Source organism: Streptomyces humi (assembly GCF_001005085.2).
Lineage (GTDB): Bacteria > Actinomycetota > Actinomycetes > Streptomycetales > Streptomycetaceae > Streptomyces > Streptomyces humi.
In genome coordinates this window covers 1-24,246 of record NZ_LBMU02000045.1, presented here as the reverse complement: position 1 = coordinate 24,246, position 24,246 = coordinate 1, and the positions used below count along the sequence as shown (strand labels likewise).

Here is a 24,246-nt window from a genome sequence, read left to right as displayed (position 1 = left end):
TGAGGAGCAGACACCATGAAGGCAGCGGTCGTACGAGCCTTCGGCGAGCCCCTGGTCATCGAGGACCGCCCCGACCCCGAGCCCGGACCCGGCGAGGTCCGTATCCGCGTCGAGGCGTCCGGGCTCTGCCACACCGACGTCCACGCCGCGCGCGGCGACTGGCCCGTCAAGCCGAACCCGCCGTTCGTGCCCGGTCATGAGGGTGTCGGACGCGTCGAGAAGCTCGGCGAGGGCGTCACCCACCTGAGCATCGGGCAGCGGGTGGCCGTCCCGTGGCTCGGCAAGGCGTGCGGGCGGTGCGAGCACTGCCTTTCCGGCTGGGAGACCCTGTGCGAGCAGCAGGTCAACACCGGCTACGGCTGCGACGGCGGGTACGCCGAGAAGATGCTGGCCTGGGCGGACTTCGCCCAGCCCGTGCCCGACGGCGTCACGGCCGTCGACGCCGCCCCGCTGACCTGCGCCGGCGTGACGACGTACAAGGCACTCAAGGTGGCCGGTGCGCGGCCCACCCAGCTCGTCGCGGTCTCCGGGATCGGGGGCCTCGGCCATCTCGCGGTGCAGTACGCGAAGATCGCCGGAGCCACCGTCGCGGCCGTCGACGTCACCGACGAGAAGCTCGAACTCGCCACGGCGCTCGGCGCCGACCTCGTCATCGACGCCCGCAAGGACGATGTCGGCGCGGTGCTCAAGCGGCACGGCGGCGCCCACGCGGCCATCGCCCTCGCCGTCGACGACGCCGCCTTCGAGGCCGTCAACTCCGGGCTGCGGCGCGGCGGCAAGCTGGTCATGGTGGCGCTGCCCGCGCACGGCACCGTCCGTGTCCCGGTCTTCGACACCGTCCTGAACGGCACCAGCGTCATCGGCTCCATCGTCGGCACCCGCCAGGACCTCGCCGAGGTCTTCCAGCTGCACGCGGCGGGACAGACCCAGGTCATCAGTGAGACCCGCCCGCTGGACTCCGTCAACGAGTCCATCGACGAGGTGCTGCGCGGCCAGGTCAAGGCCCGGATCGTCTTCGACCTCGCCACGGGCCGGTGAGGACGGTGACTGAGCCGATCGTCGTCGGTGTCGACGGCTCCGAGGCGAGTCTGCGGGCCGTCGACTGGGCGGCCGACGAGGCCGTCCTGCGCGGCACGCCGCTCCGGCTGGTGCACGCCTCGCTGTGGGAGCGCTACGAGGGCACCGGCCTCGCCCACGACCTGCACAAGCCGTCCGAGGAGAGCACGGCCGACGACATCGTCGACACAGCGGCGCGGCGCGCCCGCCAGCGTCATCCCGCCGTGACGGTGTCCACCGAGGTACTGGTCGAGGAGCCCGAGTACGCGCTGGTCCGGGAGAGCCGGGAGGCCGCCCTGCTGGTGACCGGCACCCGGGGGCGCAGCGGCCTCGCCGAGGCGTTGCTGGGCTCCGTGAGCCTGACCGTCGCCGGACACGCGCACTGTCCGATGGTCGTGGTCCGAGGCAGCCACGACAACCAGGCCGCGACCCCGGTCCACGGCCGGGTGGTGGTGGGCGATCTCCACCGGTCCTGGCCGGTCCACCGCCTCGCCGGCCGCCGCGCCCACCGCCACGCCCGGATCCGCGACCACGGCACCGGCCTGCACGAGGTCGCCGACCGGAACCGGAACGCCTGAACACCCCCACGCGGAAAGGAGTTCGCCACCATGACCGTACGCGTCGGCATCAACGGCTTCGGCCGGATCGGCCGCACCTGCCTGCGCGCCGCCCTCGACCGAGCCGAAGCAGGTACCCAGGACGTCGAGGTCGTCGCGATCAACGACATCACCTCACCGGCCACCCTCGCCCATCTCCTGGAGTACGACTCGACGTTCGGGCACATCGGGCGCGAGGTCGTGCACGACGACAGTTCGATCACCGTCGACGGGCAGCGCATCGCCGTCACCGCGGAGCGCGACCCGGCCGCCCTGCACTGGTCCGACTACGGGGCCGGGATCGTCGTCGAGTCCACCGGGCGTTTCCGGGACCGCGACTCGGCGGCCCTGCACCTGAAGGCGGGGGCCCGCACGGTGCTGCTGTCGGCGCCCGGCAAGAACGTGGACGCCACCATCGTGATGGGGGTCAACGACCGCAGCTACGACCGGCAGCGGCACCAAGTCGTCTCGGCCGCTTCCTGCACCACCAACTGCGTCGCCCCCATGGTGAAGGTGCTGCACGAGACCTTCGGCATCGACCGCGGGGTGATGACCACCATCCACGGCTACACCAACGACCAGTCCCTCCTCGACAGCCCGCACAAGGACCTGCGCCGGGCCCGCTCGGCGGCGCTGAGCATCATCCCGACCAGCACGGGCGCCGCCCGCGCGGTGGGCCTGGTGGTGCCGGAGCTGGCCGGGGCCCTGGACGGGATCGCCGTACGGGTTCCGGTGGAGGACGGCTCGCTCACCGACCTCGCTGTGGTCCTGGACCGCGAGGCGACCGCGGAGGAGATCAACGCGGCGTTCGAGGCCGCCGCAGAGGGCCCCCTCAACGGCATCCTGCGAGTTTCGAAAGCCCCCATCGTCTCCCGCGACGTCATCGGTGACCCGGCCGCCTGCGTCTTCGACCCGGCCCTCACCCAGGCCAACGGCACCCTGGTCAAGGTTTTCGGCTGGTACGACAACGAGTGGGGCTACACCAACCGCCTCCTCGACCTCACCGCCCTCGTCGCCGAGGACTGACCACCGGGACGGCGGGGCACGGCCGTCCGGAACGGCGGGGCAAGGCCGTCCAGGGCGGCGGGGCAAGGCCGTCCGGAACGGCGGGGCAAGGCCGTCCGGGGCGGAGGGGCAGGGCCGACCGGCCCTCACCTCCGCCCCGGACAGCCCATGGGATCACCTCCGCCCGCACCGGATGCTCGAAGTACCGACCGCTTCGGAGGAGACCCGCGATGACGGACGACCTGCTCGACCGACCCCCCGCCCACGCACTGCTCGCGGACGGCACCACCACCTGTATCCGCCCCGTCGTGCCGGCCGACCACGACCGGCTGGAGCGGTTCTACGACGACATGTCCCCGGACAACCTCCGTCTGCGGTTCTTCGGGGTGAGCAGGCGGTCGGCCGCCATGGCCGCCGACCGGGCCTGCGCCCCCCGACCCGGGCACCGGGCACTGCTCGCCGAGGCCCACGGAGACGTGCTCGGCCTCGCCGAGTACGACACCGGCGGTGAGGAGGGCCCGGCGGAGATCTCCATCGCCGTCGCCGACGGAATCCACCACCGGGGCGTCGGCACCCTGCTGATCGAGCACCTGGTCTCGGCGGCCCGTGCCGCCGGCATCGACACCTTCACCGCCGACGCGCTCAGCGAGAACCGAGAGGTGCTCCGCCTCTTCGCCGACCTCGGCCTGCGCACCTCCCGCCGGTTCGAGGGCCCGGAAGCGCGCTGCACCATCCACCTCGACGAGGACGACGCCTACCTGTCGGCCGTCGAGGCCCGCGGTCGCGCCGCCGACGTGGCGAGCCTCGTGCCGCTGCTGCGCCCGGACGCCGTCGCGGTCGTCGGCGCGGGCCGCAAGCCCGGCTCGGTCGGCCGGGCGATCCTCCACCACCTGCACTCCGGCGGCTGCACCCGCCGCCTCTTCGCGGTGAACCCGAGCGTCACGTCGGTGCTCGGCGTGCCCTCGTACCCGAGCGTCCGCGCCCTGCCGAAGACCCCGGACCTCGTCATCGTGGCGGTGTCCGCCGCCGGGGTCGCGGCCTGCGCCGAGGAGTGCGGCAAGGCCGGCGTCCGCGCCCTCGTCGTCGTCACCTCGGGCCTGGACGCCGCCCAGGCACGGGCCCTGCTGACCGCCTGCCGCACCCACGGCATGCGTCTGGTCGGCCCCAACTGCCTCGGCGTCTCCAACACGGACCCCGATCTGCGTCTCGACGCCACGTTCGCCGCCGACCACCCGCGCCCGGGCAACGCCGGAGTCGCCGTACAGTCCGGCGGCATCGGCATCGCCCTGCTCGACGGGCTGTCCCGGCTGGGTATCGGCGTCTCCTCCTTCGTCTCGCTCGGCGACAAGTACGACGTCAGCGGCAACGACATGCTCCAGTGGTGGGAGACGGACGGCCGCACCGACCTGGCGCTGCTGCACCTGGAGTCCTTCGGCAGCCCGCGCGCCTTCTCCCGTACCGCGCGCCGGGTCACCCGGCGGATGCCGGTGCTGACCGTGGACGCGGGACGCTCGCAGGAGGGCCGCCGGGCCGCCGCCTCGCACACCGCCGCGGCCGCCACCCCCACCATGACCCGCCAGGCGCTGTTCGACCAGGCAGGTGTCACCGCCACCCGCTCGGTCGGCGAACTCCTGGAGACCGCCGCGCTGATGTACTCCCAGACGCTGCCCGAGGGAACGCGCGTCGCGATCGTCACCAACGCGGGCGGCGCGGGCGTCCTGGCCGCCGACGCCTGCGCCGAGGCCGGCCTCACCCTTCCGCAGTTCACACCGAAGACGGTCGACGAGCTGGCGGCCGTCCTGCCCGACGGGGCGTCCTTCGGCAACCCTCTCGACGTCACGGCCGCCGTCAGCGAGGAAGAGCTCAGGCGGTGCGTGGAGCGGCTCATCGGGACCGCGGGCGTCGACGCCGTACTGGTGGTCCTCGTCCCGACCGCGGTCGCCGCCGCCACCGGCGACAACCTGATCCGGGCCCTCACCTGGGCACCGGGCCGCCGGACGAAGCCCGTGGTCGCGGTGCGCCTGGAGCAGGACCTGCCGGTGAAGCTGCTGCCCGCCCTCGACGACGGCACGATCCCGAGCTATGCCGAGCCGCAGGCCGCCGCCCGTGCGCTGGCGCACGCGGCCCGCCGTGAGGCCTGGCTGGCCCGGCCCGTCGGCACCGCGCCCGTGCTCGACGACATCGACACCGAACGGGCCCGGGCGCTGGCCGACGCCTACCTGGCCGCGCACCCCGAAGGCGGCTGGACGGATCCCCAGCTCACCGCCGACCTGCTCGGCTGCTACGGCATCCCGCAGATCCGCTGGGCCTGGGCCGAGACCGAGGACGAGGCCGTACGCGCCGCGGACCGGTTGCGGGGCGCCGACGGCCGAGTGGTGATGAAGGCCCACTGGCCGGGCCTCCTCCACAAGACGCAGGAGCGCGCGGTCCATCTCGACCTGCGCGGCGAGCAGCAGGTCCGGGCCGCCTTCCGCGACCTGGAGACCCGCTTCCACGGACTGCTGACCGGAGTGGTGCTCCAGCCGCTGTCCGACCGGGGCACCGAACTGTTCGCGGGCGTCGTTCAGGACGAGGTGTTCGGACCGCTCGTCCTGTTCGGGCTCGGCGGCACGGCCACCGAGGTACTCGCCGACCACGCCGCCCGGCTCGCCCCGCTCACCGACCACGACGTGCACGATCTGATCACCTCCCCGCGCTGCGCACCCCTGCTGTTCGGCGCGGACGGCGACGGGCCGGTCGACCTGGAGCGTCTGGAGCAGCTTCTGCTGCGGCTGTCCCGGCTGGCGGAGGACCTGCCGCAACTGGCCGAGGCCGACCTCAACCCGGTGCTCGCCGCACCCGGCGGGATCACCGTGCTCGACGCGCGGATCCGCCTGCTGCCGCGGCACGCCAAGGACCCCTATCTGCGCCGGCTGCGCTGAAGCCGAGGAGGTAACGGACATGAAGCACGACAAGGTGGGCTCCGTGATGACCACGGACGTCGTCAACGCCACCAGCGGCACCCCGTTCAAGGAGGTGGCGCGGCTCCTCGCGGACCACCGGATCAGCGGCCTGCCGGTGCTCGACGAGGACGACAAGGTCATCGGGGTCGTCTCCGAGACGGACCTGATGGTGCGCCAGGCGGCGACCGCCGGACCCTATGAGCACAGGCACCGTACGACGCCGATGGGGCAGTGGACCCGCGGTGCCCGGCGGCAGGCCGCCAAGGCCGACGCCCGTACCGCCGGGGACCTGATGTCCGCACCGCCGGTCACGGTCCACGCCGAGGACACCATCGCGGCAGCGGCCCGCACCATGGCCGAACGGCACGTGGAGCGACTCCCCGTCCTCGACGTGGAGAACCGGCTGGTGGGCATCGTCACCCGGCGCGACCTGCTGCGGGTGTTCCTCCGCCCGGACCCGGAGATCCGTCAGGAGGTCATCGACGAGGTGCTGGTACGCGCCCTGTGGGTGCCGCCCAGCACCGTCGAGGTCTCCGTCACCGAAGGCGTCGTGACGCTGACCGGCCACATGGAACGCCAGGCCGAGACGGAGATCGCCGTCTCCATGACCCGGCAGGTCGACGGCGTCGTCGACGTGGTCGACCAGCTGACCCACCGCGTCGACGACGCCCGCGTCCGCGGGGAGCAGGCCCTGCACGGCGCAGCCGACGACTGGCTGAGAGGAGGCACCTGACCATGACGGGCACGGTGCCGGTCACCGACGGGACCACGAACGGATCGACGGCACGGATCGTGCGGGCCGTCGCCGACGCCTGGCGCGAGAACGGCCTGACGGGCGGAACCCGCCCGGCCGGCTCCGTCACCGCCGTGACGCCCTACGACGCGGCCGTGGTCCGGCGATCGAGGCATGGGTTTCCCGGCCGACGGCACAGGACGGCCGGCCGATCACGGTCAGCGCCGCGTTCGTCGAGCAGTGGAGCAGGGAGCCTCGGCCGGCGTGAACAAACCGACGTCGTCCAGGACTTGTACCTCGGGACGCCGGGCGCGCCACGGGCGCGGTACGTCCGCGAGGAGCTGGACCTCCTGGTCCTGCCAGGCGGCGCGGTCGGTTTCCGGGAGGCCGAAGTGCGGTAGGGCCGCTGCCGGGGGCAACCGGCCAGCGTGTACCGCGTGGAGTCGGCCACCCGGTACGCGGGCGCTGCCGAAGGCGAAGCGGAGCGCGGCCGGGGCGGTAGCGCGGGCTTCATCGCTCAGCCCGTCCTGTGGCCCCAGTGCGGTCCGACGAGATCCCACTCCTGCCCCCACAGCGCCGTCCGCCGCTCGTCCAGCCGCCACCGGGCGATCGCTCCGGCACCCAGCACGGCCCCCGCGGCGGCGCACGCTGCCGCCGTACCCAGCACCGCGGCCTCGACCCCGGCCGCTGCCGCGCTCGGTGGCTCGGAGACCAGGTGGCCGCGGCCGTCCTCCCAGGCCACCACCGACGTGCCCGCGCTCAATCCCGAGTCCACCCGGGTGAGGCCGGAGCGGGCGAGCCCGTCGGGCGCCGTGTACCGGACCGTGGCGAGCCTGCGATCGTCCGCCACCCCGCCGGTCACGGCGCTCGTCGGCACACTGGTGAGGAGTGCCGCCTGGACGGGACGGCGTTCGGCCCGCTGCCGGGCGAACACCTCGTCGGCGGACTTGGCCGTCACCGTACCGGCCACGGCGCCGCCCAACGCGACGAAGGCCCACACGGCCAGGACGAGCCAGGCTTCCAGGATGTCGTCGTGTCGCCGCAGCGGGTTGTTCCGCCACCGCCACAACCACAGACGTTTCTTCGCGTTCTTGGCTCCGCGCATCGCACCGTTCCTCCTCCTCGTCGTGACGCTCTCGAAGGTGTCAGTCCGTGCGTCGCCGGGGGAGGGGCCGGGAAGGTGTCACCGCTGGGTCACTCGGCCTCAAATAGCCCTCAGTAGTGGGACGTTCAGGCCCTCCGAAGCGTGTCCAGCCGAAGTGTCGGCCCGCCTCGGACAGTGCTGCCGAGGTCCGCGGGCGGGTGACGGGTGGAACAGTCCGAAGGCGCCGTTCAGCCCGGCGCGGCACAGCAGCCGCAGGAAGGCGTGGTCCGCTGGAACGAGGCGGAGACGGCCGTGCCGGGACCGGATCCGGCTGCGCTTCCGGCAGAGCATGCCGAGTCCGGAGCGGTCGAGGAAAGAGACGGCGCGCAGGCCGAGGAACAGATCGGGTTCCGGGCGGGCGCGGTGGTCGCGTTCGAAGGCGACGCGGTCGACGCCGACGCGCAGTCGGGCTGGGGCGTCGTCGGCACCGGTCCTGCGACCGTGGTGAGCGATCCCGCCGTACACGAACGGCTGGCCCGCACCGGCCCGCGCTCATGGGCGCCCGCGCCGCACGAGGTCTTCGTGCGCGTCGAGCCCGAACTGGTCACCGGACGGCAACTCGTCGGCGGGCGCAGCACGTACGGACTGGACCTCCCGTCCTGATCCGCCGGCAGGGCGGTGGTCGTCGGCCGGCGTCGGCGCCGCGCCCGGCTCGGCCCGCGCGTCGGACCGGTCGCCGGCACCGTCCTGCGGCACGCCCTGGCGCCCGTCGCCCGCGTACCGCACGAGAGAGCGCTCGCCCGACACCTCGCCCGCGTCGCCGACGAGGACGGTCCCGGTCACCAGCTCGGGGTGAATACGGACCGCGTGTTCCATGGCCCGGTCCAGCCATGGGCGCAACAGCGCCTCGTACCGGGCGAGTTCGCGAGGGTCGGTCACCAGGTGGGCGTAACCGGTCACCACCACGCTCCAGCCCAGGTGCGTGTCCGGATCGATGAGGTCCGCCTCGTAGGCGACCACGACGCCCGTGCCGTCGGCCTGTCCGGTGCGGGACGTCAGGGCGGCGCCCTCGTGGGTGCGGATGACGATGTCACCGTCGACCAGCACATGGTTGACCGGGCGGACGGTGGGCAGCGCCCGCCGGGTGAAGACGATCCGCCCGAGGGACACCGTGCCCAGCAGCCGTAGCGCCTCTACAGCGTCGAGCTCGATGGACCTGCGCGTACCCGGATCGGGAGCGGGCCGGTTGTCGTCGTAGGCCATGGCGGGGTTTCCGTCGGTCAGTGGTCCGTCGGCGTGGCGGGCACGCCTGGTCGGGAGGGCGAAGGTCCGGTGGGACCGGCGGAGCGGCACCACGGGGGACCGGTGCCGCTCCTGACTCAACTATGTCCCTGTCCGTGCTCCGGGACAGGTGCTCTTGGTCCCGCGACCTGGGCCGATCGGCCCTACATGCCGGACGGGGTGCTCCGGTCCGGTCCCGTGGGTCCGCCGCGCCACGGTGGCGGTGCGGCCGACCGGCGGGCCGTGTCCGCCCGGTGCACGGCCTCCTCCACTCGCGCGCACCCGGTCCTCCAGCCGGCCCGCGAGTTCGTGGGCCGTCGCCTCCTCCGCGTGGACGACCACGACGGTACCGGCCGCCTGGAGCCGGGCCGTGGCCGACCACGGCCGCTGGACGTGCTGCGCGGCGGCCCGGACGACGGTCAACGTGCCCTGCGCCGGCGGGAGCCCCAGTCGGTCGAAGGCCGCGTCGACCTTCGACCGGACAAAGCCGAGCACCTCCTCGTCCACCTCGCCCTGGGCGCGCACCCGTACGGCGTCCCTGGTGGTCATGTGCGCCACGTCCTCTCGTTCGCTTTCGCTGCTGACAGGCTGTTCACCGGCTGTCGCTCACGCCGGTCCCGGGGAGGGCGGCCCGGCCGGCCTCCAGCCGGGCCACCGGGATCCGGTAGGGGGAGCAGGAGACGTAGTCCAGTCCCGCCTCGTGGAAGAAGTGCACCGACTCGGGATCGCCGCCGTGCTCGCCGCACACGCCGATCTCCAGGTCGGGGCGTGCGGCACGGCCCTCGTCGACGGCGATGCGGACGAGTCGTCCCACGCCCTCGCGGTCGATCGTCTCGAACGGCGAGGTGGGGAAGACGCCCTTGTCGAGGTAGGCGGTGAAGAACGCGGCCTCGACGTCGTCGCGGGAGAAACCCCAGGTGGTCTGGGTCAGGTCGTTCGTGCCCAGGGAGAAGAACGAGGCCTGCTCGGCGATCCGGCCCGCGGTGAGCGCGGCCCGGGGCAGCTCGATCATGGTGCCGATCGGGCAGTCGAGCGGTACGCCGGACTCCTCGGACACTTCGGCCAGGACGCGTTCCACTTCCTCGCGGGCGAGCCGGAGTTCCTCCACGGCGCCGACCAGCGGCACCATGATCTCCGCCTGGGGAGAGCCGCCGGCCCGGGTGCGGGCCACGACCGCCTCGGCGATCGCCCGCACCTGCATGGCGAGCAGACCGGGGACCACCAGTCCCAGGCGCACGCCCCGCAGGCCGAGCATCGGGTTCTCCTCGTGCATCCGGTCCACCGCGGCGAGCAACTCGACGTCGTACGAGGGTGGTTGCTCGCCCCGGGCCTCGGCGGCGCCCACGCGCACGGCGAGTTCGGTGCGGTCGGGCAGGAACTCGTGCAGCGGCGGGTCCAGCAGCCGGATCGTGACGGGCAGGCCGTCCATCGTCTTCAGGATGCCGGTCAAGTCCTGCCGCTGGAGCGGCAGCAGAGCCGCCAGCGCCCGCTCGCGCCCGGCGTCGTCCCGGGCCAGGATCATCTCCTCGACCAGCTTGCGGCGCTCGCCCAGGAACATGTGCTCGGTCCGGCACAGTCCGATGCCCCGCGCGCCGAACCGGCGGGCGCGGGCCGCGTCCTCGGGGGTGTCGGCGTTCGCCCGGACCTCCAGCCGCCGTACCGCGTCTGCCTGTTCCAGCGCGCGGGCGACCGCCGCGACGACGGAGTCCGGCTGTTCTCCGGTCTCCAGATACCGCATCACGGTCGAGGGGACCAACGGCACCTCGCCCGCGTACACGGCCCCGGCGGAGCCGTCCACCGAGACGACCGTGCCCTCTTCCACGACGGTGCCGTCGGGTGCGGTGAAGCGGCGGGCCTCGGTGTTCACGGTCAGCTGCTCCGCGCCGCACACGCACACCCTGCCGAGCCCGCGGGCGACGACGGCCGCGTGACTTGTCTTGCCGCCGCGGCTGGTCAGCACGGCCTGGGCGGCCAGCATGCCGGGCAGGTCGTCGGGGGTCGTCTCCTGCCGGACCAGGACCACCCGCTCGCCGGCGGCGGCCCGCCGTACGGCCTCGGCGGAGTCGAAGACGGCCGCGCCGACCGCGGCGCCGGGCGAGGCCGGGATGCCGTGGGCGAGAGCGGTGCCGGTCACCGCGCTGTCGAAGCGCGGGAACATCAGCCGGGCCAGTCCTTGTCCGCTCACCCGGGCGAGTGCCTCGTCCGGGGTGATGAGTCCCTCCTCGGCCAGCTCCGCCGCGATGGCGAAGGCGGCCTCGGCGGTGCGCTTGCCGACCCGGGTCTGCAACATCCACAGCCGGCCGCGCTCGATGGTGAACTCGATGTCGCACAGGTCCCGGTAGTGCCGCTCGAGGGTCGTCATGTGGTTCCGCAGCTGCCGGTGAACGGCCGGGTCGAGCCGCTCCAGGTCGGCCAGCGGCACGGTGTTGCGGATACCGGCGACCACGTCCTCGCCCTGGGCGTCGGCCAGGTAGTCGCCGTACAGGCCGGGACGGCCGGTGGCCGGGTCACGGGTGAAGGCGACGCCGCTGCCGGAGTCGGGACCGAGGTTGCCGAACACCATGCACTGCACGGTGACGGCCGTGCCCAGGTCGTCGGCGATGTGCTCGCGGCGGCGGTAGACGCGGGCGCGTTCGCCGTTCCAGGAGCGGAAGACCGCGCGGACGGCGAGGCGCAGCTGCTCGGCGGGGGACTGCGGGAAGTGCCGTCCCGTCTCGTCGAGGATCAGCCGCTTGTAGGTCTCCACCAGCCAGGCGAGGTCGGTGGCGTCGAGGTGGACGTCGTCGGGGGCGTCGCGGGCCTCCTTGAGCAGGGTGATGGCCTCCTCGAACAGCGCGGGGCCCACGCCCATCACCGTGCTGCCGAACATCTGGACGAGCCGGCGGTAGGAGTCCCAGGCGAAGCGCTCACTGCCGGACGCCTTGGCCAGGCCCTGTACGGTGTCGTCGTTCAGGCCGATGTCCAGGACCGTCTCCATCATGCCGGGCATGGAGAACCTCGCGCCGGAGCGCACGGACAGCAGCAGCGGGTCGTCCCGCTGCCCCAGCGACCGCCCGACGGCGGCCTCCAGGCCCGACAGGTGCCGGGCGATCTCCTCCGCCATGCCCTCCGGCTCGGCACCCGTGACCAGGAAGCTCCGGCAGGCCTCGGTGGTCACGGTGAATCCGGGCGGGACCGGCAGGCCCAGCCGGGTCATCTCGGCCAGGTTCGCTCCCTTGCCGCCGAGCAGGTCGGCCATGTCACGGCCGCCACCGGCGAAGTCGTACACGTAGCGGGCCATGACGCCGGTCTCCTCCGACTGACAACGAGCTGCTTCCGGCTCCAGCGTCGGACGTTCCGGGCCGGTGGGGCAGGTGCTGTCCGTCCCCTGCGATGGGCCGACCGGCCCCCTGGACCTGACCCGTTCCCGGTCCCCTCCGGTACCGGTGCCGACTAACGTGTCCCCTGACCGGACCTGCCGGTACGCGTGAGGCGACTGGATCTGGAGGACGGCCGTGGAGGGCAGGCAGGAGGCTCGTGTCCGGCTGCCGCAGCTCAGGCTCGACGAGCTGCTGGAGGAGTTGCAGGCGCGGCTGGACGCGGCCCGTGGCACCCGGGACCGGGTGCACAGTCTGCTGGAGGCGGTGCTGTCGGTAGGCCGGGAGCTGGACCTGGAGCAGGCCCTCAACAGCATCGTCGAGGCGGCGGCGGCCCTCGTCGACGCCCGGTACGCGGCCCTCGGCGTGATCGGGCCGGACGGCAGCCGGCTGTCCGCCTTCCACACGGTCGGCGTCGCCGAGGAGGACATCGCCCGGATCGGTCCCTACCCGGAGGGCCACGGGATCCTCGGCGAGCTGATCCGTCACCCCGAGCCGCTCCGCCTGGCGAAGATCTCCGAACACCCGGCCTCGTACGGCTTCCCGCCCCACCACCCGCCGATGAACACCTTCCTCGGCGTCCCCATCCGGGTGCGCGACCAGGTCTTCGGCAACCTGTACCTCACCGAGAAGCGGGGCGGGGCGCAGTTCGACGACGAGGACGTCTCGGTGACGTCGACGCTCGCCGTGGCAGCGGGCGTCGCCATCGACAACGCCCGTCTCTACGAGGAGTCCCGGCAGCGGGAGCGGTGGCTGCGGGTCAACGCGGAGATCACGCACAGTCTGATGTCCGACAGCGACCCCGGCGCGGCCCTGGCCCTGATCGCCGAGCGGGCCCGGGACATCACGGGATCGGCGCTGGCCGCCGTCGCGATGCCGATGGAGGAGACCGGCCCGCTCGGCGTGGAGATCGCCGTCGGCACGGACGCGGACGCCCACCGCGGCCTGGTGCTGCCGCTGGACCGGACGTTGATGGGCCTGGCCTTCTCGGCCGGTGCTCCCGTCTCCAGCGAGGACGTCACCCACGACGAGCGGATCACTCCCGAACCGCCCCGCTTCCTGGGGCTCGGCCCCGCCGTGGCCATCCCCATCGGCACCGGCGACAGCGGAGTGCGCGGTGTGCTGCTGCTGGCGCGCGAGTCCGGCGGTCCGCTCTTCGCCGCAGACCAGACGGAGATGCTGCGGGGCTTCGCGGCGCAGGCGGCGATCGCGCTGGAGCTGGCCGAACGACGGCGGTCCGCCGAGGAGATCGCCGTCCTCCAGGACCGTGACCGCATCGCCCGGGACCTGCACGACCTGGCCATCCAGCGGTTGTTCGCCACCGGGATGACGTTGCAGAGCGCCGGCCGCTTCATCGAGCACACCGAGGCGTCCGAGCGTGTGCTGCGGGCCGTGGACGACCTCGACGAGACCATCAAGATCATCCGTTCGACGATCTTCGGGCTCCAGGCTCGCGAAGGCGGCCCCGGCGCGGGGCTGCGGGCTCGCGCGGTGCGGGCGGCCGGGGAGGCGGCCCCCGTCCTGGGCTTCGCCCCGAGCCTTCGTATGGAGGGCCTGCTCGACACCGATGTACCCAAGGAGATCGCCGACCACGCGGTGGCCGTCCTCTCCGAAGCCCTCACCAACATCGCCCGGCATGCCCACGCCGGTCGCGCCGAGGTCGTCCTCTCGACCGACGGCCGTGACCTGCTGCTGACGGTCCAGGACGACGGTGTGGGCATCCCGCCCGGCGGCCGGCGCAGCGGGCTGCGCAACATGGCGGAGCGGGCGGCGGAACTCGGCGGCGGCCTGGAGTGGGACTGTCCCGAGGGCGGCGGTACGACGCTGGTGTGGCGGGTGCCCGTCACGACGCCGTAGGCGCCGCTGCCCCTGCGGGGAGGGGATCGGACCGCCGCGGAAGGGCGCTCGGCCTCTGCCCCGGCGGGAGCGGGCGACCGAGGCTGAAGGTGTCGTAGGACGGCACCAGCCCCGTGGAGGTCGCCATGACCGGTACCCGTCCGTCGTGCGCGACGTGATGACCTGCTCGGTCGTCGCCCTTGGTGGAGGCCTGGATCCTGCTCGTCCTCCGGACGCCGGCCCTCGTCGGCGGTGCTGGTCGGCTGGGCCGTGTGGGGTGTTTCCCAGGGCGACGAAGACGTCCGTGGCGGGGAGGCAGGGGAGGGAAGGGACGGAGGGGGCGGCGCCCGGATTCGTGGGGCCGCCGGATCGCCGGTGACGTGGCAGACACGGCCGAGGAGCGTTCGCGTACCGCGGGCGTCCCGGGAGCCGGATCAGAACCCATGCGGCGCTCCGCCCGCGCGGTCGCGTTCCGACGGTTCCTGTAGCACGGTGCGGGCGACCGGCCCCAGGAGGTCGGCCAGCCGGCGGAAGACATCGAGGAGCAGGTCGTCGGTGGTGAGCACGCCGACCACCCGGCCCAGTTCCAGGACCGGCAGCCGGCGCACGCCGGTACGGCGGAAGGCCCGGTAGGCCGCCTGGAGGTCGTCGCCCGCGTCGACGGTGACCACCCGGGGCGACATGACCGCCTCCACCGTCGTGTCCGGGGCCTGGCCGCCGCCCAGACCCCGCAGGGCGATGTCGCGGTCGGTGACGATACCGGCGAGTGCCCCCTCGTCGTCGACGACGAGCAGCGACCCGACGGCGGCCTCCGCCATTCGCCGGGCCGCCTCCGCAAGCCGTACGCACGGAGTGACCGTGACGGGCGGCGAGGTCATCACCTCGGAGACCTTCATACGACCACTCCTCATCGCAGATCATGGAAGCGGACGACGCCGGTCACGGCCTGCTCACCGCGTCCGGGACGACGTCCAGCACCTCGGTCACCGGGCGCCGGGGACTGGGATGGCCTTCTGGGCCGTAGCCGAGCCGGATCACCATCTGCACGTGGGCGATCCCGGAGCTCGGGTCGCGGGACACCCACCGCAGTTCCGGCCACTCCAGCGTCTGGGACGTCATCGACGTGGCCAGCCCGCCCGCCGTGGCCGTCAGCAGGACCCGCTCCAGGGCCTGGCCCGCGCGCAGCCAGTCCGCCGGTCCGTCGTGGCCGGTACCCAGCAGCGCGATATGCGGATTGCGTTCGAACACCGCCCAGCCGCGTCCGGGCACCGGGCGTCCGGCTGCGAAGTCCCGTACCGGGGTCGCCGGACCGTACCGGGCGGGGCCGAACGCCTCGGCGGGTATCCCGTCCGACGCCCGGCCGCCGCCCGACGGCCCCGTCCGGGTCCAGCGGGCCGTCTCCGCGCGCAACTCCGGGTCCAGCGCCTCGCGGCCCTCGGCGTCCTGCACCAGCTCCAGCAGCTCCTGCACATGCCAGGCACCGGGGAAGACCAGCTGCACAGCCTCGGCACTCGCCGCGTCGCACAACCGGTCCCGCAGGTCGGCCGGTATCGGCCGCTCGCTGTAGGGATGGCGGCTGGAGTGGCGCCGGGGGATCGCAGGACACAGACCGGCGAGGGTCTGATCGGGCCGGTCGGCGCCGGCCAGGGTCACTTCGGCGAGGAGCGTCGGGTCCGTCGGATCCGGCAGCAGTCGTACGACCGGGGCTCGTCCGGCCGCGACGGCGGCCACGCGCAGGTTGAGCAGCGCGGCCCCGCAGCCCATGTGCAGGCCGCGGGCGTCGGGGTCGGTGCGGGGCAGCGCACGCGACACGTCGGCGTACAACAGCAGGACGCCGTCGGCGGACAGATAACGGAATCTCCAGGGTTGCGCGTTGTGCAGCGACGGCGCAGCCGTGGCGTCGGCCACGAGCGCGGTGAGCGTGCTCGCGTCCACGGGTCGAGCGGTCACGGTGACTCCCTTCGCCGGGCCCCGCTTCCAGCGTGGGCGATCACCGGCGCCGCGGGGCAGGGGCCGCATGGACCCGGTGAGGGGCCAGGCGGACCTATGGCCACGGCTGCTCAGGCCGTCGCAGCCGCCGACGGAACGACCAGGACGGGGCACCGGGCATGGTGCAGCACACCCTGGCTGACCGAGCCCAGGAGCATCCCGGCGAAGCCGCCGCGCCCCCGGGTGCCGACCACCAGGCCCAGCGCGTGCGCCGAGGCCTCGGTGAGCATCTGTACGGGATGTCCGACGACCAGTTCGTGACGCAGGTCCACCTCCGGGTGGCGCACGTGGCGCCCGGCCACGATCTCCGAGAGCAGACGGCGGTCCTCCTGCTGAGGTTCGTACTCGTCGAAGATCCGCAGCGGCCCCGGCTGCCACACGTACAGGGCTCGCAGCTCGGCCCCACGGAAGGCCGCCTCCTCGAAGGCCAGGTCGACGGCGGGGGCGCAGTGCTCGCTGCCGTCGACGCCGACGACGAAGAACGCGGGTTCCTGCGTCGTGTGTTCCGGTTCCGGTACGACGACCACGGGACAGTGCGCGTGGGCCATGACCGGCACGGCGACCGAGGCGGTGCCGAGCACCTCCTGGGCCCGGCTCAGGTGCTGCGAGCCCAGGACGACGGCCTGGGCCTCGCGGCTCTGCTCGCGCAGCACCCAGACGGCATCGCCCTCCGCGAGAAGGGTGTCCGTCTCGACGTCCGGGTGCCTCGCCGCGACGAAGTCCACGGCCTCGTCGAGCAGGTGCCGCCCCGCCTTGTGCAGGGAGGCGTTCCACTCCTCCCAGGAGGGCGGGACCTCCCGCCCCCGGTAACCGCGCGTCGGCACGCCCTCGGCATGCACGACACGCAACGGCAGCCGACGGCGGGCCGCCTCGTCGGCCGCCCAGGCCAGCGCCGTCCGCAGGCCGGGATCCGGAGCGAGCCCCACCACGATCGGCCGTCGGTCACCTGCCCTGGTCATGGCTGCCTCCGGCCGCCGGTTCGGGTGCCGGCTGCCTGACCTACGCGGCGGGTCCCGCGAAGCAGGGGCACCCGCCCGTCGTCGGGCCGGTACACGTCGTACGGCGAGGTGCCGTCCGGATGATGGCGCACACCGACGATCTCGCCGTCCCGGCCCACGACCCCGTCCGTGGTGCCGTGCACGACGATCTCGTCGCCCACGCGGGCACGCACGGAGGCGCGGGTGGCCTCGGGGCGGGTGCGCGGGTCCGTCTTCCTGATCGGTGCGGGAGCGGTCATCGTCCTCGTCTCCTCCACGGCGGTGTGGACAGCAGCCGCCGTGGATTCCATCAAAGCCCTCCGCGTGCGGTGGCTGCCAGGGCCATTGGTCCCGCGATGCCGGCCACGCGGGGACCGGGGCGCCGCGAGGTCCTGGACCCGGGGGACTCCGGTGGCTGCCGCCGGTGGGCCGTCGCACCCGTTCACCGGTCTCGCCTCGGGCACGCAGAGAGGGCGCGGAGTACGACGGGATCCCGTACCGCGACGCGGGGTCGGCCAACCGGCGGGCACGCTGCCCGGCCGCATCCCGCGTCCGGGGCCGGCCCCGGGCCCGCACGCCGAAGTACGTGTTCCTGCGCGGGAGTACGTGTTCCTGCGCGGGCCGGTAGATCAGCGCCCGCGGTCCGAACCCACGCTTGACGAGCTGCCATGTGGCCTTGGCCGGTGTTTGAGGACGGGGTGGCCTTCCTTCAGGCGCAGTCCGCGGCGGTCCTCCAGACGCTCGGGAGACCGAACCTGACGGCGGCCTCGCGGGTCAGGGGGACCAGCGGGTCGGAGTCCTTGCCGCGCCGGCGCAGCCGGGACGCACCCAGCCCCCGCGTCTCGCAACGCCAGCGCGGCGAGCAGCGGGGTGGCATATCGCGGCGGGGGCAGGCAGTTTCATGCGTTCCGCCGTGAGTTCCGTTTCGCGCCGCGCGGACCGGTGCCGCGCGGTTCGCCCCATCGGGGGAGATTGCTGAAGTCCGGGGAGTCCTACCGGCGCGCTGTGGGAGTCTCGGCGAATCGTTTCTTGTATGCCTTGACGAAATGGCTGCTGTCGGTGAAGTGCCAGCGAGCGGCGATCTCGGACACCGTCAGGCGCGTCGAGAGCAACTCCGCCCTGGCGCGTTCGAGACGGCGTTCGCGCACATACCCCATGACCGGCGACGCGACCCCTTGACCGAATGCGCGGTAGAGGGTGCGGACGGACACGTTCAGGGCCGCCGCGATCCCCTGGGGGCTGAGGTCGGGGTCGGCGAGCAGCCTGGCCTCGATGTGATCCATCGCCGCCCTGAGGAGCGCGGGTGCGAACTCCGCATCGTCGATGACCTGGTCGTACATCAGCCCTCTGAACAGTTCCAGAGTCGCGTTGCGGGCGGCGCCGGCAGCGACGGCACCGAGTCCGTCCGCCAGTTCCGCCCACAGTCGGAGCTGGGCGAGCAGAAGAGCCGCGGCGGGCGACGCCTGTTCTGCGGTGACCGCCCGCGTGTTCGTCGGGAAGCGGATCTCGCTCGCGGGAAGGACCAGGGTGACCGCCCGGGTGCCCCGGGCGACCTCGAAGTCCCACGGGTCCTCGTTCCTTCGCACGCAGAGCATTCCGGCCGCCGCGGTGGCCCGCTGACTCCCCGTGTCGAAGCGCCATTCACCGCTGAGCGTCACGCTCGTCACGATCCGGTCCTCGAGGTGTCCGCCTGGACCTCCGGTGCTCCCCGCGACCGCGTCGCTGTACTGGTCCTCGAGGAAGAAGTCGAGCAGGTTCTGTTTCCAGATGCGAGCGCGGTACGTCCCTGCGCCGTGCCGCGGCAGCCGGATGGGCGGGGCCGGCACCTGTTCGCTGCCCTGCCGCCGCCACTCCCTGAGCAGCACACGGTTCCGGTTCTCGTTCGCGTACGGCACGGCGATGTCAATCACCGGCGTGGAGGGGTCCCCGACCCGCCACGGGGACACGCTGGCTTCGGTGCTCATCCAGATCAAGTTACTCCGCCCCTGGGCACCACCGCCGGGCCAGGCCCGCCGTGCGGCCATGGGGCACGGAAGTACAACGCACGGGGCCGACTGGTACAAGGCGCCGGCCGCCGGGCCCTGTGATCATGAGCGGGCGACTTCTGCCTTCCCCGGAGAAGAGCGTGGCGCCGGACCTTCGGGGCCTGGTTCCGACTGCCTGGGCGCTGATCCGTCTGTCCAGGACCGATCCACCCACCGACTGGAGTTTTCGGTGCCCGAATCCGTCGTGACTCTCGTCGAGAGTCTCGTTGGCGCTGAGCCGCCGCACGACGCATCTTTCCTGTGGAGTACGCGCAGTTCGTCGGAACGTCCATGACCAGCTGGGTCCGGTAGCCACGGCAGGCGCGACGGACATGAAAAGAAAGAGGTGCAAACACGTGAGTGCCAGAGGCGTCATCGACGAGACCGGCACAGGACGGGTCGGCCCCGGAGCGCCGTCGGCTCCCGCGCCGGACAGGATCGAGGGGGGTCTCTCGGGGGAGCGGTTGGTGCTGTTCACCGATGCGGTGACGGCGATCTCCATCACCCTGCTGATCCTGCCGCTGGTGGACCTCGTCCCCGAGGCCGCGTCCGCCCACGAGGGCGCCGGCGAGGTGATCACCGGTCACCTCGACCAGGTCTGGAGCTTCCTGCTCAGCTTCGCGGTCATCGCGAACATCTGGCGGGAGCACCACCGGGCCTTCTCGACGGTCAACAAGGCCACCCGTTCCCTGACGGTGTGGAACATGGGGTGGCTCCTGTCGGTCGTCGTGCTCCCGCTCCCGGCGGAGATGATCGGCGCCTTCGGCCGCGACCGGTTCGTGGCGGCGTTCTACTACGCGGTGCTCCTGGCCGGCATGGTGTGCCGACTGGCCATGTTGAAGATCCTCAAGGGCAACCCGCTCATGGTCGAGGGGGATGGCGAAGAGACCCGCCGGAGGATCGCACACCTGTACACCGACAGCTACGTCAACGTCATCGCCGTGGCCGTCGCGTTCGTCATCGCCCTCGCCGTACCGGTGTTGCAGTACTGGAGCCTTCTGCTACTGATCCTGCCGGGACGGGTGCGCCTCACGGGCCGGCGCAGCTCGCGCTGACCGCTGGAACGGCCGTGCCGGGCACCCGTCTGAGCCCAGGGGGCAACTTCCCCGCGGCTCAGGCACCCGTCTGAACCCAGAGGGCAACTGCCCCGCCCCTCGGGGATGCTGCGGCCACGGTGCGCAGGGTGGGGCCGGGCAGAACACCATCTGCCCGGCCCCACTGCTACCCGTGCCTCGGTCTTGATCACGAAACTTCGCCGGCGCGGCCGGACCGTAGCCGGCCCTGCCCCCCACCCGACCGGCTCTCGCCGAACTTCAGCAGGGCCTACGGCCGATGTGCTGACCGTTGTGGTCGCCCGGTCCTGCTCTGCTTCGGAGGTCCGGTTGCGAGCGTAGAGCAGCTCTTCGGCGAGGATGCGCTGACAACGCTCGACCTCGCTGTTGTGCTGAGGTGCGCAGGGCCCGGTTCGCTGGTGTCGGGAGGCCACGAGGCCGAGCTGCGCGTGATGACCGCGGCGCGGTAGTCGGCGCCGTTCCCCGCCGAACAGCGCCGCACAGCTGCCCCGGGTCCAGGACCATCTCCGAATCCTTCCCTCGCACGCCCAGGTGGTCACTGGGGGACAGGCCCTGCCGGGCCAGGGGTACTTAGGAGATCTTCGGGCCGGTCATCACCGTCCAGCCCTCCAGCGGTGACGAAGAAGCCCTCCGTCTCGCCAACGGAGTGCGGTACGGTCTCGCGTCCTCGGTCTGGACGCGGGACCACCGACGCGCGATGACCATGGCCCGGAAGATCGACGCCGGCTGTGTCTGGATCAACTGTCACATCCCGGTCGCCGCCGAGATGCCCCACAGTGGCTTCCAGCACTCCGGCTACGGCAAGGACCGCACTCGCCGGCCCACGGTGACGGAGGGCCGGCGGTTTCATCCCAGCGCAATGAGCCCGATGGCAAAGGCCGCACAGGCCAGACCGGCGGTCTGAGGGCGGTTCAGGCGCTCCTTCAGGAGCACCAGGGCGAGGAGGACAGGGATGGCGGGGTACAGGGCGGAGAGTACGGTGGCGATGGCCATGAGCTGTTGCCTGGTGGCCTCCAGATACAACACGACGGCGAGGGTGCCCAGGGCGCCGGCGGCCACGGTGGCCGCCCATGGCCATCCCGTCGACCTCCAGCCGGCACCGTGGGATCCGAGAACCGCGGCTATGACCGCGACAGAGACCACTCGGCTCACCACAACCGGCCACAAGCCGCTGTCCTTGTCCACCTGTGCCATGGCCAGGAATTGAACACCGAACCCCGCACTGGCGATGAGGGCACTGGGCACACCTGCGGACACCGCCCCTTGCTGCTTGTCGTCGGGGTCCGGCGTACTCTGCGAGACGAGCCACAGCGCCGGAAGGACAGCAGCGATCCCCACCCATGCGGGCAGCGCCGGGCGCTCCCCGAGGAAACACACCCCCACCAGGACCGGAAGGGCCACGGCTCCCACGTCGCTGACCGGGACGACCACGCTCATCGCGCCCTGCGACATCGCGCGGTACAGGAAAGCCACACCCACTCCCGTCCCCACCCCCGAGATCGCTCCCCACGCGTAGTCGGCAAGCGTGGCGGATCCGGCTTCCAGGAACAGAGCCAGGAGCAAGCCAAGCACGGTACCGCCCAGTTGGGCATGGAGCGCCACGGTCAGGCCATTGTGTCTGCGCGACACCAGCCCGTTGACGAAATGCGTGATGCCGAAACACAGGGCGGACAGCAGGGCGAGCAGTTCACCCATGGTCACGCTCGCGGCTCACCTGGTGGTCCCGGTCCGCCTGGCCCACCGGGCAGCTCTCACCCCCCACGACACAGACGCTCCGGTCGCACAGCCGACAGATCTTCTCAGCGTCACCAGGCTGCCGGTACAAACCCGTCAACAGCTTGCTCAGCAACGTGCCGAGCTGTTCCCGCTCACCGTCGTCGAGGTGGCTCAGGGCCTGGCGCAGCACGTCGCTCCGGCAGGCGAGAAGAGTGCGTGCCGCTTGCTCACCCAGATCACTGAGCCGGAGACGGACCCATCCTCCCCAACTGGCTTCCTTGTGTACCAATCCCTGACTCTCCAGGCCGCCGACCATACGAGCCGCCGCGGACTGGCTCAGCCCCACGCGCCGCCCCAGCTCGGTCACGCTCAAGCCGGGATCCGTGGACAACACCACCAGCGCGGCAGCCCCGCTCGAACTGGTGCCGGCCGCCCTGGTCGCCTCGGCCACCACCACGTCACTGAGGGCCAGCGTGGCGGCCCCCAGAAGATTCGCTGTACGGAAATCGTCATGCATGACTCATGCGTGATCCTGCTGAGGTGCTGTAAACCCGACGTTTCACGGCTCGGGAAGACACCTGGAATGGCACCGGCAGCCGCTCGGAGGTGCCGGGCTGCCGCGCCGTGTCGGCCGGCGCGGCGAACGTGGTGAGTAGGTCCGCTACATTCTCTAGACATCCCATATATAGGCTATGTAGAGTACGAGTATGGGTAGTCCGCGTATGACCCTTCAGACCCAACTGGTGCTGCGGGCTTTGCTGGAGGATCCCGCCAAGCAGTGGTACGGCCTTGAGCTGTGCGAACTGGCGGGACTGCCGTCGGGCACGATCTATCCGATCCTCGCCCGGCTGGAACAGGCCGGCTGGGCGGACAGTGTCTGGGAAGACCCAGCCGTGCACGAGGAAGCCGGACGGCCGCGCCGCCGCTTTTACCGGATCACCGACGATGGAGCCGAACAGGCCCGACTGGCCCTCGCGCGGGCCTACCGCGCCCGCAAAAAGCCGTTGCCGGGCTGGGTGGCAGCGCACCCGGTCGGCGAGGGGGGAGTGTCATGAAGGCACGGCACCGGTTAGCCACCCGGCCGGGCAGCCGACACGGCATCAGCCCGTCCCTCGACAGCCTGCTGGGCGCCGTGCGGGTACACCACCCCGCCGCCGACCTCGCTCCCGTCGAACTCGCCCACGAGGAGGCCGCCCGCTGGCACGCGGGACAGACTCGCCGCAGCGGCGACCCGTACCTGACCCACTGCCTTGCCGTCTCCCATATCGTCGCCGACGTCGGTATGCCGCCGACCGTGGTCTGCGCCGCCCTCCAGCACGCCCTCCCCGGCCACCCGAAACGGCAGCACCTGACCTCGCCGGCAGCAAGTCTCCCCAACAACGGGGGCACTGCCCCTTTCGGTGATCAAGCCCGAATGGTTCGGCGGTCAGTTGCCCACGGCCGGGCCGGGAGCAAGCCGTCAGCCACTCGTGCGCGCGGTGAAAGCAGCACGCCCCTCGCCCGGCCGATCGCTCCACAGCGACCGAGCTTGGGAGATCAGGCAACGTAGTGACAGGTCGACGAGGCTGTCGACGAAGTGGAGGTCGACCAGCCTGGATCCGGTGGGTGCACCTCCCGCACGCTCAACCATTCCCTCAGCACGTAGGCAGTGCTTCGTGCCAGCCACGGTTGATCCCTCGCCGCAGGTGTCTGACGCCCGCCAGTCGCCCCCGTCCACGCCTGGTCCAAGTCCTCGAGCACTGCTGTGCACAGGGCCCGCAGGCAGAGCCGGAACTCGACGGCCGCCTGGGGGCGGCAGCCCCCTCGCGCTCGGCCACCTCGATGTCCGCCACGACGGCATCACCGCCGAGCTGAAGGTGGAACGCAAGGCCAGGTCACCGAGCAGAGCGCCCCCAAGTACATGGGGCAGCCCTCCCAGTTCGCGGCCGCCGACGGCGCACGCCTGTCGATCCTGTGCATCCTCGACATGAGCCGCAAGACATCCCCCCATCGCCGTCCCGGAGAACTACCTCGCCACCCTCCAGCCGGCCCTCCACGGCCTGGCCACCCCCGAGGCGCCGTCCCTCGTCGCGGCCATCGTCGTCAACGGCAACCTGCCGAGCCCAGCACATGGTCGCGCCGCAGGGCACCCACACAGCAAGCCTCCTCACCCTGAGCCCGCCCGGCACTTTGCCCCCCTGGGCAGAGCGTGCCGGGCGGGGCGCGCCGCCTACTGCTCGTACAGCACGTCAGCGTCGGCTGCCTCTCCCACCGTGTTCCGCAATCAGCACGGAGGAGCCACGCTCCATGCGCCGGCGCACAACGACGCCCGGCTGTTGGGGCCTTCACCGCGAGCTGGTAGCCGTCCGATCCGTCGTCGCAGGACTCGAACCCCGGCTGGGTCCGGAAGACCACGGGCTCAGACTGGGCGGCAACGGTGCAGCCGCGCCTGCGGTACCAGCGCATGGTGACGAAGGCACCGATCCGGACCTTGGCGAAGGCCAGATGACTGCCGGCTCTACGAGCTGTCTCCTCGGCCACGGCCGGCAAGGCGGTGGCGATGCCCCGGGAGTCTCAATGACGAAGTCAAGCCGACTGC

General features: G+C 72.3%; 22 protein-coding genes and 2 pseudogenes. 12 read left to right on the top strand and 12 right to left on the bottom strand.

Annotated elements, in window-relative coordinates; translation table 11 throughout:
• The first annotated feature begins 15 nt into the window (after nt 1-15).
• The 6 genes and pseudogenes from AAW13_RS20790 to AAW13_RS20765 all read left to right on the top strand — a co-directional run bounded on the left by AAW13_RS20790 (nt 16) and on the right by AAW13_RS20765 (nt 6,733).
• Complete coding sequence (locus tag AAW13_RS20790; RefSeq protein WP_046729472.1) at nt 16-1,038, top strand: zinc-dependent alcohol dehydrogenase; 1,023 nt, start codon at nt 16-18, stop codon at nt 1,036-1,038.
• 5 nt (nt 1,039-1,043) lie between these two features.
• Nucleotides 1,044-1,514 (top strand): annotated as a pseudogene (locus tag AAW13_RS20785) (universal stress protein); the annotation flags it as partial.
• Nucleotides 1,515-1,664: 150 nt separating this feature from the next.
• A complete protein-coding gene (gene gap, locus AAW13_RS20780; protein WP_046729473.1) occupies nt 1,665-2,678 on the top strand; it encodes a type I glyceraldehyde-3-phosphate dehydrogenase in 1,014 nt (337 codons plus the stop codon).
• A 209-nt stretch (nt 2,679-2,887) separates the two neighbouring features.
• Nucleotides 2,888-5,578: a bifunctional acetate--CoA ligase family protein/GNAT family N-acetyltransferase gene (locus tag AAW13_RS20775; protein WP_046729474.1), complete on the top strand. Its 2,691-nt coding sequence runs from the start codon at nt 2,888-2,890 to the stop codon at nt 5,576-5,578.
• Between the two features lie 19 nt (nt 5,579-5,597).
• Nucleotides 5,598-6,332, top strand: coding sequence for a CBS domain-containing protein (locus AAW13_RS20770; RefSeq protein WP_046729475.1), 735 nt, complete (start codon nt 5,598-5,600; stop codon nt 6,330-6,332).
• Between the two features lie 2 nt (nt 6,333-6,334).
• Nucleotides 6,335-6,733, top strand: coding sequence for a hypothetical protein (locus tag AAW13_RS20765; RefSeq protein ID WP_052768552.1), 399 nt, complete (start codon nt 6,335-6,337; stop codon nt 6,731-6,733).
• A 116-nt stretch (nt 6,734-6,849) separates the two neighbouring features.
• On the opposite strand, the gene AAW13_RS20760 is transcribed toward AAW13_RS20765, so the two are convergent.
• Nucleotides 6,850-7,437: an Rv1733c family protein gene (locus AAW13_RS20760; RefSeq protein ID WP_046729476.1), complete on the bottom strand. Its 588-nt coding sequence runs from the start codon at nt 7,435-7,437 to the stop codon at nt 6,850-6,852.
• A gap of 99 nt (nt 7,438-7,536) precedes the next feature.
• Nucleotides 7,537-7,767, bottom strand: coding sequence for a hypothetical protein (locus AAW13_RS47620; RefSeq protein WP_338059054.1), 231 nt, complete (start codon nt 7,765-7,767; stop codon nt 7,537-7,539).
• On the opposite strand from AAW13_RS47620, the gene AAW13_RS44920 reads away from it, so the two are divergent.
• Nucleotides 7,699-8,079 (top strand): pyridoxamine 5'-phosphate oxidase family protein, encoded by a 381-nt coding sequence (locus AAW13_RS44920; protein ID WP_052768553.1) that lies wholly within the window; start codon nt 7,699-7,701, stop codon nt 8,077-8,079. The genes AAW13_RS47620 and AAW13_RS44920 overlap by 69 nt on opposite strands.
• Before the next feature lie 147 nt (nt 8,080-8,226).
• On the opposite strand, the pseudogene AAW13_RS46815 reads toward AAW13_RS44920, so the two are convergent.
• The 3 genes and pseudogenes from AAW13_RS46815 to ppdK all read right to left on the bottom strand — a co-directional run.
• Nucleotides 8,227-8,679: pseudogene (locus tag AAW13_RS46815) on the bottom strand (pyridoxamine 5'-phosphate oxidase family protein); the annotation flags it as partial.
• Nucleotides 8,680-8,799: 120 nt separating this feature from the next.
• Nucleotides 8,800-9,246 (bottom strand): hypothetical protein, encoded by a 447-nt coding sequence (locus tag AAW13_RS20740; protein WP_338059053.1) that lies wholly within the window; start codon nt 9,244-9,246, stop codon nt 8,800-8,802.
• Between the two features lie 43 nt (nt 9,247-9,289).
• Nucleotides 9,290-11,977, bottom strand: a complete 2,688-nt coding sequence (gene ppdK / locus AAW13_RS20735; protein ID WP_071659623.1) for a pyruvate, phosphate dikinase — start codon at nt 11,975-11,977, stop codon at nt 9,290-9,292.
• A gap of 214 nt (nt 11,978-12,191) precedes the next feature.
• Here ppdK and AAW13_RS20730 point away from each other — a divergent pair, with 214 nt between their 5' ends.
• Entirely contained in the window at nt 12,192-13,910 is a 1,719-nt protein-coding gene (locus tag AAW13_RS20730; RefSeq protein WP_046729478.1) for a sensor histidine kinase, read from the top strand.
• Between the two features lie 413 nt (nt 13,911-14,323).
• Here the strand turns inward: AAW13_RS20730 and AAW13_RS20725 are convergent, their stop codons facing one another.
• The 5 genes from AAW13_RS20725 to AAW13_RS20705 form a co-directional block, all read right to left on the bottom strand.
• Nucleotides 14,324-14,785, bottom strand: coding sequence for a CBS domain-containing protein (locus AAW13_RS20725; RefSeq protein ID WP_046729479.1), 462 nt, complete (start codon nt 14,783-14,785; stop codon nt 14,324-14,326).
• Between the two features lie 43 nt (nt 14,786-14,828).
• Nucleotides 14,829-15,839 (bottom strand): Acg family FMN-binding oxidoreductase, encoded by a 1,011-nt coding sequence (locus AAW13_RS20720; RefSeq protein ID WP_046729480.1) that lies wholly within the window; start codon nt 15,837-15,839, stop codon nt 14,829-14,831.
• A gap of 110 nt (nt 15,840-15,949) precedes the next feature.
• Nucleotides 15,950-16,837 carry a universal stress protein gene (locus AAW13_RS20715; protein ID WP_071659622.1) on the bottom strand — a complete coding sequence of 296 codons (888 nt, stop codon included), beginning with the start codon at nt 16,835-16,837 and terminating at the stop codon, nt 15,950-15,952.
• Nucleotides 16,834-17,115 (bottom strand): DUF1918 domain-containing protein, encoded by a 282-nt coding sequence (locus AAW13_RS20710; RefSeq protein WP_206306253.1) that lies wholly within the window; start codon nt 17,113-17,115, stop codon nt 16,834-16,836. Before AAW13_RS20710 ends, AAW13_RS20715 begins: the two co-directional genes overlap by 4 nt.
• A gap of 732 nt (nt 17,116-17,847) precedes the next feature.
• Nucleotides 17,848-18,819 carry a helix-turn-helix domain-containing protein gene (locus tag AAW13_RS20705; RefSeq protein ID WP_046729481.1) on the bottom strand — a complete coding sequence of 324 codons (972 nt, stop codon included), beginning with the start codon at nt 18,817-18,819 and terminating at the stop codon, nt 17,848-17,850.
• A 416-nt stretch (nt 18,820-19,235) separates the two neighbouring features.
• Here AAW13_RS20705 and AAW13_RS20700 point away from each other — a divergent pair, with 416 nt between their 5' ends.
• Both AAW13_RS20700 and AAW13_RS44215 read left to right on the top strand, forming a co-directional pair.
• Nucleotides 19,236-19,934 (top strand): TMEM175 family protein, encoded by a 699-nt coding sequence (locus AAW13_RS20700; protein WP_240528666.1) that lies wholly within the window; start codon nt 19,236-19,238, stop codon nt 19,932-19,934.
• Between the two features lie 595 nt (nt 19,935-20,529).
• A complete protein-coding gene (locus AAW13_RS44215; RefSeq protein ID WP_167391723.1) occupies nt 20,530-20,856 on the top strand; it encodes an aldehyde dehydrogenase family protein in 327 nt (108 codons plus the stop codon).
• Here AAW13_RS44215 and AAW13_RS20690 read toward each other — a convergent pair.
• Nucleotides 20,799-21,647: a GRP family sugar transporter gene (locus tag AAW13_RS20690; RefSeq protein ID WP_046729511.1), complete on the bottom strand. Its 849-nt coding sequence runs from the start codon at nt 21,645-21,647 to the stop codon at nt 20,799-20,801. The genes AAW13_RS44215 and AAW13_RS20690 overlap by 58 nt on opposite strands.
• Entirely contained in the window at nt 21,640-22,185 is a 546-nt protein-coding gene (locus tag AAW13_RS20685; protein WP_046729482.1) for a MarR family winged helix-turn-helix transcriptional regulator, read from the bottom strand. Before AAW13_RS20685 ends, AAW13_RS20690 begins: the two co-directional genes overlap by 8 nt.
• 205 nt (nt 22,186-22,390) lie before the next feature.
• On the opposite strand from AAW13_RS20685, the gene AAW13_RS20680 reads away from it, so the two are divergent.
• Nucleotides 22,391-22,723: a PadR family transcriptional regulator gene (locus AAW13_RS20680; RefSeq protein WP_046729483.1), complete on the top strand. Its 333-nt coding sequence runs from the start codon at nt 22,391-22,393 to the stop codon at nt 22,721-22,723.
• Nucleotides 22,720-23,217: an HD domain-containing protein gene (locus tag AAW13_RS47785; protein ID WP_071659620.1), complete on the top strand. Its 498-nt coding sequence runs from the start codon at nt 22,720-22,722 to the stop codon at nt 23,215-23,217. The genes AAW13_RS20680 and AAW13_RS47785 overlap by 4 nt, the downstream gene beginning before the upstream one ends.
• Nucleotides 23,218-24,246: the final 1,029 nt, after the last annotated feature.